Here is an 8,987-nt window from a genome sequence, read left to right on the forward strand (position 1 = left end):
TGTTATATAGTAGTAGGTTTTTTATTCTTTACGGGACTGGCAGTTAAGCTGGGTGCAGGCGGCACAACTGTTGTTTCGCTCGAGGGAGGGCAGGGCCAGCGCTTTTTGATGCGGTGTCAGGCCGATGACAGCTGTAACTGACTTACGCGGGACCAGCATGCAGGTGTCGGTTACTGTCAGGCCGATTCGCTGGGCATGGAGGATGGCGAGTATGTCGGGTTGAACACGGATATCCCAGTCGCCGTAGCCAGGGCTGAAGCGAAAGGTGGTGTCCAGGCCTTGTTTGGCGGCGTGGCGGGCGATGAGTGCGGAAATCTGATCGGCTGCCGCTTCAACGGCAGTGGTGCCGCCAGCATCCAGCAATAGCCCTCTGGTATATTCGCCTTGTGAGAAAAGATCACTAACCGCTTTCTCCAAGCCTTCACCGATGGTTATGCCCAGTACGGCTACTTCCGTACAATGCTCCAGGTGTTTTATAATCTTCTCTCCCTTCAGAGAAAGAGGAGGATTTGACAGGATGGTAGCCGTGTCGGCGTCATAGGTGTACATTTCCCATAATCCTTTAGGGTCCGCCAAAATATGAGCTTCTGTGCAAGCCTGTATTAAAAGCTTGTCAGGGAAATCGGCTGCTTTGATTAGTCCGGCATATCGTTTGGTTTCCTTTATATCAATGTGAGTGAGGGTAGCATTATAAACAGGCATGATAAATACCTCCACAGGCTTTTGCATAAATTACCATACTTATGAGAAAGAGTCAAGGAGTTTTTTTGGGGCTGATCCAGAGCTACTCTCGCTGTCTTCCGGATTTGATTTTAGTACATCTTAGCCGGTTTTATCCGGCCATGTCGAAAGTCATTGCGCAAATTCGGGCTTCTTTACATGATGCTGTTGTTAAATGAAAATATGTTTCTTAAACTTAGTGGCTCAGCCACCTTGAAACTACAATTTTTCGGATCTTTTCCTGTCTGGCTGCGTCAGCAAAATTTTGAAATAGAGATCGTTATCCTGAGCTTTTACTTCCTTGTCAGCCGAAAAAATCTTTCGCCAAGTCGGCAGGCTCATTAAATCAGCGGTTCCCTGGCGCGCAAGTTGTAGTATCTCCGCCTTAAAGGTGACAAATTTAAACATTATGTTAATTACTAAATTTCTATCCTGCTTATTTTTGGCAGGAGAATGCTGCCAGGTTGTGGAATGAAATAATTTTAGTTCATGAATATGGGGTGAAAGATATTGGTTAAGGTAATTGCAATTGCCAATCAAAAGGGCGGTGTCGGGAAAACCACCACCTCCGTCAATTTGAGTGCTTGTTTGGCTGAGTTGGGAAAAAGGGTATTATTAATTGATATTGATCCACAGGGTAATTCTACCAGCGGACTGGGGATAAATAAAGCTTCCATTAAACGCTGTACCTATGATGCACTGGTTAACGATGTTCCTTTGGAGGATATTATTTTAGATACGGCAGTTCCCAATCTTAAACTGGTACCGGCCACGATCCAGCTGGCGGGGGCGGAGATTGAACTGGTTTCTATTATGTCCAGGGAGAATAAACTCAAACGGGTACTGGATAAGGTTAAATATTCCTTTGAGTATGTGTTGATTGATTGCCCGCCGTCGCTAGGGCTATTGACGATTAATTCCTTAACGGCGGCTAATTCGGTTTTGGTGCCAATTCAGTGCGAATTTTACGCCCTAGAAGGTTTATCGCAGTTGATGAATACCATATCGCTGGTACAAAAGAATTTGAATCCCGTTCTTGCTTTGGAGGGAGTCGTCCTCACCATGTTTGACGCCCGGACCAATCTCTCCATACAGGTGGTGGATGAGGTGAAAAATCACTTTAGAAGCAAAGTCTACCAAACCATTATCCCCCGCAATGTACGGTTAAGTGAAGCGCCAAGTCATGGTCAGCCTATTATTAAATATGATGCCAGATCCAAGGGTGCGGAAGTATATATGGATTTGGCCAGAGAGGTGTGTGGCGATGATTAAACAGCAACGAGGCTTAGGCAGAGGGTTGGATGCACTTTTTAAACAGGCACCGCCAGAGGAAGTATCCAATGAAATACCGATTGAGCAGATTATGCCTAACAAGTTCCAGCCGCGACGGGTTTTTGATGAAGAAGCCTTGAGCGAATTAGCCCAATCTATTCAATTATATGGTGTTCTACAACCTGTGGTAGTACGGCGCACCTTGGAAGGCTACGAATTGGTAGCCGGTGAACGGCGCTGGCGGGCCTCTCGGAAGGCTGGCCGGCAAACTATTCCGGCTTTGGTCAGAGAATATAGTGACGCCGAAATGACGGAAATTGCCCTCATTGAAAACTTGCAGCGGGAAAATTTGAACCCTATTGAAGAGGCAATGGCCTTTCGTCGTTTAATGGAAGAGTTTGGTTTGACCCAGGAGGAAGTGGCCCGGAAAATTGGCCGAAGCCGTTCTTTAATAGCTAATACGATTCGTATGTTAAATTTACCGGCTGCTATTCAGGAATATGTTTCACGTGGAACATTATCCATGGGCCAGGCCCGACCGTTATTAGGATTGGAATGCGTGGATTTGCAATTGGAAGCGGCGGAAATTATTATTGGTGAAGATTTATCGGCCCGTGATGCAGAAGAACTGGTTAAAAAGCTGAATGCTGCGCCTAAACAGGAAAAACAAAAAACGGTTGAGCCACCGAAAGAAATTTTCGTGGTAGAAGCGGAAGACCGTTTGAAATTATTATTAGGAACTCAGGTTAAAATAAAACCGGGGAAGATTAAAAGTAAAATTGAAATTGAATTTTATTCCGCCGATGATTTGGACCGTATTATTGAAACCTTAATGCCGGCGCCGGTTGCTGCCGGAACAAAGGTAAGGGGCCCCTTTATTATTTGAATTGTTTCACGTGAAACAAGTGTAGAGACAGGCCCTCTTTTACTCAAGAACACAGGCTGAATTTTCAGTAAGGCGGAAAACTGAGACGTAGTGGTTCCTATGCCAATTGACGGCAATGAACCAGGTGGAAGTTTGGCTAAGTTATTGGGTGAAATATGACTTTGTACTACACTAAAGGAGGGACCCCATGCGCTGGGAAAAAGATCTGCTAGGCAGCAAAGAGATTGCAGATGAAGCATACTATGGCATACATACGTTGCGGGCATTGGAAAATTTTCCGATCAGCGGTTATAAGGTTCACCCTAAACTGCTGGAGGCACTAGTGGCAATCAAGAAGGCCGCAGCTGAAGTTAACGGGGAACTGGGTCATATCCCGCAAGAGGTTGCCCAGGCGATTGCTGCTGCCGCTGAAGAAGTGCTGGCCGGTGGTTTGCGGGAAGCCTTTGTTGTAGATGCGCTGCAAGGGGGCGCCGGAACATCAACTAATATGAACGTCAATGAGGTTCTAGCCAATCGGGCCATTGAACTGCTGGGTGGAAAAAGAGGCGACTATGAGCGGGTACATCCGTTAAATCATGTAAATAAGCATCAGTCAACCAATGATGTTTATCCTACAGCGCTGCGAATGGCAGCGGTATGGTTGTTAAAGCCTTTAAGTGAGGCCTGTGCCCGGTTGCAGCAAACTTTTCAGGATAAGGAAGCCGAGTTCGCTTCGATTATTAAAGTCGCCAGAACCGAGCTCCAGGATGCGGTGCCCATTATGTTAGGACAGGAATTCAGCGCCTATGCCCAAGCAGTAGCGAGGGATCGTTGGCGCTTATATAAAGTAGAAGAACGGCTAAGACAGGTGAATCTGGGCGGCACGGCGGTCGGAACCGGCCTAGCGGCTGATTGGCAGTATATTTACCGGGTGAATGACCGGGTTCGTCAGTATGCGAAATTTGGCATGGCCCGGGCGGAGAATATGATAGATATAACGCAAAATGCCGATGTGTTTGTCGAAGTATCCGGACTTTTGAAGGCCTTAGCGGTTAATATCGGTAAAATAGCCAATGATTTGCGATTGCTTGCCTCTGGCCCCAGAGCCGGTTTGGCCGAAATTTGCCTGCCCGAACGACAGGCCGGGTCTTCCCTCATGCCGGGGAAAGTCAATCCGATCATCCCGGAGGCTGTCAACCAGGCTTCTTTTCATGTGATTGCTTCCGATACGGCGATTACGCTGGCAGCCCAGGCCGGACAACTGGAACTGAATGCTTTTTTGCCGCTGATTGCTCACCATTTATTGTCAAGTATTGATATTCTGACCCAAAGTGTCACAATCTTTGGCTCCCATTGTGTGGCCGGTATTAGGGCAAACCAGTCCGTTTGTCGCAATAATTTGGAAAACAGCCTGGTTAGTGTCACGGCTCTGGTTCCTTATCTTGGCTATGACACGGCAACTGCCGTTGTCCGGCAGGCGGCGGCCAGCGGCCGGACGATAGCGGAAGTAGTGCAGGACATGCAATTAATGGAACCGGAAGAGTTAGACAGAATTCTTGATCCCCATCATATGACTATGCCGTTACAGCGGCGCTGAGAAGTATTAATATTCAGTTACAGGGTGGAATGAGATATGCAGGATACACCAAAAGGAAATCGTTTGCACATTGCCATGTTTGGCCGTCGCAATGTGGGGAAATCCAGTTTGATCAATGCGCTGACCAGTCAGAGTATTGCTTTGGTATCAGCCGTACCAGGCACAACGGCCGACCCGGTTTATAAGGCGATGGAGATGCTGCCGCTGGGGCCGGTAATGATGATTGATACGGCCGGCATTGATGATGAAGGAACCTTGGGCACCCTGCGGGTAGAAAAGACGATGCAGGTGCTGACTAAAACGGATCTGGCTATTTTAGTCTTATCGGCAGAAACCGGTGTGTCCGCTTATGAACAGACCATTGCGGCGGCTATCCGGGAACGGGGGATTCCTTTGGTCGGCGTATTGAACAAAATGGATACGGCGGCATTTAATCAGAGCAAGCTGGAGGAATGGGGTAAAGCTTTGGAGCTTTCCCTGGTTCCGGTAAGTGCTGTAGAGCATAAGGGACTTGAACAGGTAAAGCAACAAATTATCAAGCAGGCTCCCGGTGATTGGGACAGCATGCCGGTTATCGGTGATTTGCTAAATCCCGGCGACACGGTTGTCTTAGTGGTACCCATTGACCTGGCAGCCCCCAAGGGAAGGCTGATTTTGCCACAAGTTCAGACCATCCGCGATATTCTTGATCATGATGCGTATAGCCTGGTTGTTAAAGAGCGGGAATTAAAAGAGGCCCTGGGAAACTTACGTAAGCCACCCCGGCTTGTAGTAACCGACTCCCAGGAGTTTCTCAAGGTAGATGCCGATACGCCACCGGAGATTATGCTTACTTCCTTCTCCATTTTATTTGCCCGACATAAAGGGGATTTAGAGACCCTGGTGAGTGGCGCCAAGGCCATTGACAGGCTGCAGCCGGGAGACCGGGTATTGATTGCCGAGGCTTGTACTCATCACCGTCAGGCCGATGATATCGGCAAGGTTAAAATTCCCCGCTGGTTGCGGCAGCGAATAGGCGGCGAGCTGGAATTTAACTGGGTATCGGGTGGTGAATTTCCAGCGGACCTGTCTTCCTATAAGCTGATTGTCCATTGCGGCTCTTGTATGCTGACGCGGCGGGAAATGCTATACCGGCTGTCCGTTGCCCGCCAGGCCAATGTACCTATTGTCAATTACGGCGTTCTCATTGCCTGGGTGCATGGTATTTTGCCGCGGGCCTTGCTGCCGTTTCCCGCTGCCCGGAGCATTTTGGAAGACTAACCGCTGACGCATAGGAGAAAGTGCTTAGACTAACCAGCCTGCTTATCCTCAGGCTAAATGAATATGGAAATAAAAAGAAACAATTCTTACCGGATAATAAATTGCTGGGATAGAGAGTAGAGAAGAGGCGAAGTGCGTGAAAGGGACATTAGTAAATGTGGCGGCTGTGGTCGCTGGTTCGCTGGTCGGAATGGTCTTGAAAAAGGGCATTCCCGAGCGCTATCAATTGACTGTAACCCATGGCCTGGGGATGGCGGTAGGTCTAATCGGACTACAGATGGCTTTAAAGACGCAAAATATACTGATTGTTATCATCAGTCTGGGCCTCGGCGGTTTGCTGGGAGAAAAGGTTGATATTGACCGCTGGCTGAACCGTCTGGGTGCCTGGATCAGCCGGCGGCTGGGCGATCAGTACGGTGATGCCGGACAGGGCTTTGTTACAGCCAGCCTGGTATTTTGTGTAGGTGCTATGGCGGTTGTTGGCTCGATTCAGGACGGTCTGACAGGCGATGCTTCAACTCTTTATGCAAAATCCATGCTGGATGGTGTTTTCTCCATGGTATTTTCATCAACAATGGGGATTGGGGTAGCGTTATCGGGCATATCTATTTTATTGTATCAGGGGAGTATTACCTTACTGGCGGGAGTTTGCAGTTCGATCTTGTCGGATGCCATTATTACCGAAATGACGGCAGTAGGCGGCGTGCTTATCGTTGGAATCAGCCTGTTGATGCTCAAGCTTAAGACCGTTAAAGTAGCTAATCTGTTGCCGGCTATTCCGGTAGCTGCCGTTGTTACGGCTTTATGGTTAAAGTAGAAAGAAACGAGAGAGGATTTGATGAGACATGGACTATATTGGAGGGCTTACAGCCTGGATTGCTGCGAATTTACAGGGCGTACTGCTGTTTATGACGGCAATGATCTGTTTGGCACTTATTGTTTTTATCAATATTAATATCAAGCTTTCCCGGATGAACAGACGGTATCGTAAATTGATGCAGGGGGTGGAAGGGGCCAATCTGGAAAAACTTTTACTCACCCATATTGAAGAGGTGCGGGACGCTGTAAAGCGGGTGGACAGTCTTTCGGCTTCCTGCCGCAACCTGGAAGGCATAACCCGAAATTGTGTACAAAAAGTCGGGATTGTCCGGTTTAACGCTTTCGAAGATACCGGCAGTGACCTTAGCTTTGCTATTGCCCTGCTGGATGCCCAGAATAATGGTGTTGTTATATCCAATATATTCGGGCGCAATGAGTCGCGAACTTATGCTAAACCCATCGTCAACTGCCAGTCTCAGTATTTTTTAACCGAGGAAGAAAAAGCAGCCTTGGAACAGGCATGGAAAAAATAACCTTAAAATTTATTTCTTTGCAGGAATTTGGAGTTTAAGAGAGAATACATTTTTACGATATAGCTTCGGATAGTAAAACCGGATAATCCCGGCTAACGCCACGGCGGCAGTAACGGAGCTAGCCGCCGGGTATATTTATGTCTGTCGGGTTGTTTCCGCTTTTTTAACAGAAAAGAAAGGAGTGTATTTATTGACAAAGCAAGCGAAGAAGCCTGATCGGCGAGAATACACGTTTATGCTTGTACCTCATCATGGACAGGCAGGCGTGCGCAGCATCCATGTGCCTATCCTGGCAATTAAATGCCTGGCCGCTGCCTTATGCCTGCTGGTTGTTGTGGTTATCGGCGGTGTCGTCAGCTATCGCCACACGGCAGTTACGGCCGGCATGGAAAAGGCTGAACTGGAAAAGTTAAAACAAGTGAATGGTTCCCAGGTCAAGCAGATTGAGGATTTAGCCAAGTCAACGGCTGCGTTGGAGCAAGACATGGAAAGACTCAATACGCTTGACGCGGAAATCCGCCATATCGTAAATGAAAATGATAACGGCAGCACTTCCCGCGCCGGCGTGACCCGTATGACACCCGGATCAGCCCAATATACCGGCCAGGGCGGTCCCAATCCTCCTTCTTTGGAAGAAATGGGACAAACACTGGAAGATTTAAAGAAAAATATGGCGGTCCGGGAGCAGAGTCTGGTGGCTCTGAAAGAAGAGCTGCTGGCAAAACAGGCCAGAGCAGCGGTGACGCCATCCATTTGGCCTGCCAGCGGTCAGGTGACTTCCCGCTTTGGCTATCGCAGTTCACCCTGGGGCCGGGGCAGTGATTACCATCCGGGGATTGATATTGCCAGCGATTACGGGACGCCGATTGTGGCTACGGCTGACGGTACAGTGGTGCATAGTGATTGGTCAAGCGGCTATGGTAAGCTGGTTGAAGTCGATCACGGCAACGGGATTGTTACCTTGTACGGACATTGTTCACAGCTTCTGGTAAAAAGCGGGGATTACGTGAAAAAGGGCCAGGTGGTTGCCTACATGGGCAGTACCGGCTTAAGTACCGGGACCCATGTGCATTATGAAGTTCGTGTGAACGGCACGGCAGTAAACCCCGATAAATTTTTATAACAGGTGACGTCTTTTGGATATAGACTTAGGACAGGCACCGTGCGGGAGAGATGAACATGTTTGGTAGCAAAAAATCATTGGGAATCGAACAGCAGGTAGAGACCATTATTGGCAGAGAAACTTCGATCAAGGGAACGGTGACGGCTAATGCCGGCATACGGATTGACGGCAGGCTGGAAGGGGATGTGGTTTCCTTTGGCGATGTGGTGATTGGTGAAAACGGCTGCATCACAGGGCAAATTAAAGCGCGCAATGCCGTCATTGCCGGAGCCGTTCAGGGTAATATTGAGATACAGGAAAAGCTGGAGCTGCTGCCTACGGCTAAACTAAACGGCGATATAAAGGTAAGTGTGTTAATGATTGCCGAGGGAGCTACCTTTAAGGGAGCCTGCGAGATGCGCTATGAAAGCCTGCAGGGTCAGGGAGAAGCTGCCGCCACTAGCACTAAGAACGGTAAGAAATAAATAAAAGCACGGTAGCCGCCGAGGGTTACCGTGCTTTTATTGCGTAAGCGAATACCACATGCTATGCATGTGGTTCCAAAAAGCTTATAGCTATACGTCGAAAAAAACAGCCTCTTTTGTTAGAATAAATGCAGGTTTGCCGACCGCATAACTCTAAACAAAGGAGGCGCATCCAATGGATGATACTAAGAGTTTAGCACAATAGTAAATGGCGGTGCAAATATCATATAGTATTTGCACCAAAATATCGTAGACAGGTGATATATGGAAAAATAAAAGCGGATATAGGAGTGATCCTAAGGAAGCTGTGTGAGTACAAAGGTGTGGAAATTTT

The 8,987-nt window shown here is 48.1% G+C and carries 9 protein-coding genes and 1 pseudogene; 9 read left to right on the forward strand and 1 reads right to left on the reverse strand.

Annotated elements, in window-relative coordinates:
* Positions 1 to 21: 21 nt before the first annotated feature.
* A complete protein-coding gene (locus tag F3H20_RS16415) occupies positions 22 to 702 on the reverse strand; it encodes a vitamin B12 dependent-methionine synthase activation domain-containing protein (RefSeq protein WP_149735966.1) in 681 nt (226 codons plus the stop codon).
* A gap of 528 nt (positions 703 to 1,230) precedes the next feature.
* On the opposite strand from F3H20_RS16415, the gene F3H20_RS16420 reads away from it, so the two are divergent.
* The 9 genes and pseudogenes from F3H20_RS16420 to F3H20_RS16460 all read left to right on the forward strand — a co-directional run.
* Positions 1,231 to 1,992, forward strand: a complete 762-nt coding sequence (locus F3H20_RS16420; RefSeq protein ID WP_149735967.1) for a ParA family protein — start codon at positions 1,231 to 1,233, stop codon at positions 1,990 to 1,992.
* Complete coding sequence (locus F3H20_RS16425) at positions 1,985 to 2,878, forward strand: ParB/RepB/Spo0J family partition protein (protein WP_149735968.1); 894 nt, start codon at positions 1,985 to 1,987, stop codon at positions 2,876 to 2,878. Before F3H20_RS16420 ends, F3H20_RS16425 begins: the two co-directional genes overlap by 8 nt.
* A 187-nt stretch (positions 2,879 to 3,065) precedes the next feature.
* Positions 3,066 to 4,454 carry an aspartate ammonia-lyase gene (locus F3H20_RS16430; RefSeq protein WP_149735969.1) on the forward strand — a complete coding sequence of 463 codons (1,389 nt, stop codon included), beginning with the start codon at positions 3,066 to 3,068 and terminating at the stop codon, positions 4,452 to 4,454.
* A 36-nt stretch (positions 4,455 to 4,490) separates the two neighbouring features.
* Entirely contained in the window at positions 4,491 to 5,714 is a 1,224-nt protein-coding gene (gene hydF / locus F3H20_RS16435; protein WP_149735970.1) for a [FeFe] hydrogenase H-cluster maturation GTPase HydF, read from the forward strand.
* A gap of 136 nt (positions 5,715 to 5,850) precedes the next feature.
* Positions 5,851 to 6,531: a DUF554 domain-containing protein gene (locus F3H20_RS16440; protein ID WP_149735971.1), complete on the forward strand. Its 681-nt coding sequence runs from the start codon at positions 5,851 to 5,853 to the stop codon at positions 6,529 to 6,531.
* 28 nt (positions 6,532 to 6,559) lie between these two features.
* Complete coding sequence (locus tag F3H20_RS16445; protein WP_149735972.1) at positions 6,560 to 7,066, forward strand: DUF4446 family protein; 507 nt, start codon at positions 6,560 to 6,562, stop codon at positions 7,064 to 7,066.
* Between the two features lie 181 nt (positions 7,067 to 7,247).
* A complete protein-coding gene (locus F3H20_RS16450; protein ID WP_223191816.1) occupies positions 7,248 to 8,189 on the forward strand; it encodes a M23 family metallopeptidase in 942 nt (313 codons plus the stop codon).
* A gap of 56 nt (positions 8,190 to 8,245) precedes the next feature.
* On the forward strand, positions 8,246 to 8,653 hold the full coding sequence (locus F3H20_RS16455; RefSeq protein ID WP_149735974.1) for a bactofilin family protein: 408 nt from the start codon (positions 8,246 to 8,248) through the stop codon (positions 8,651 to 8,653).
* 175 nt (positions 8,654 to 8,828) lie between these two features.
* A pseudogene (locus F3H20_RS16460) lies at positions 8,829 to 8,987 on the forward strand (transposase); the annotation flags it as partial.

It is taken from the genome of Propionispora hippei DSM 15287, from assembly GCF_900141835.1.
Lineage (GTDB): Bacteria > Bacillota > Negativicutes > Propionisporales > Propionisporaceae > Propionispora > Propionispora hippei.

Bases quoted from the DNA above. Each gene is read 5' to 3' on its own strand.
- F3H20_RS16430 (WP_149735969.1), top strand. From the start codon at position 3,066: ATGCGCTGGGAAAAAGATCTGCTAGGCAGCAAAGAGATTGCAGATGAA.
- F3H20_RS16455 (WP_149735974.1), top strand. From the start codon at position 8,246: ATGTTTGGTAGCAAAAAATCATTGGGAATCGAACAGCAGGTAGAGACC.
- F3H20_RS16415 (WP_149735966.1), bottom strand. From the start codon at position 702: ATGCCTGTTTATAATGCTACCCTCACTCACATTGATATAAAGGAAACC.
- hydF (WP_149735970.1), top strand. From the start codon at position 4,491: ATGCAGGATACACCAAAAGGAAATCGTTTGCACATTGCCATGTTTGGC.
- F3H20_RS16445 (WP_149735972.1), top strand. From the start codon at position 6,560: ATGGACTATATTGGAGGGCTTACAGCCTGGATTGCTGCGAATTTACAG.
- F3H20_RS16425 (WP_149735968.1), top strand. From the start codon at position 1,985: ATGATTAAACAGCAACGAGGCTTAGGCAGAGGGTTGGATGCACTTTTT.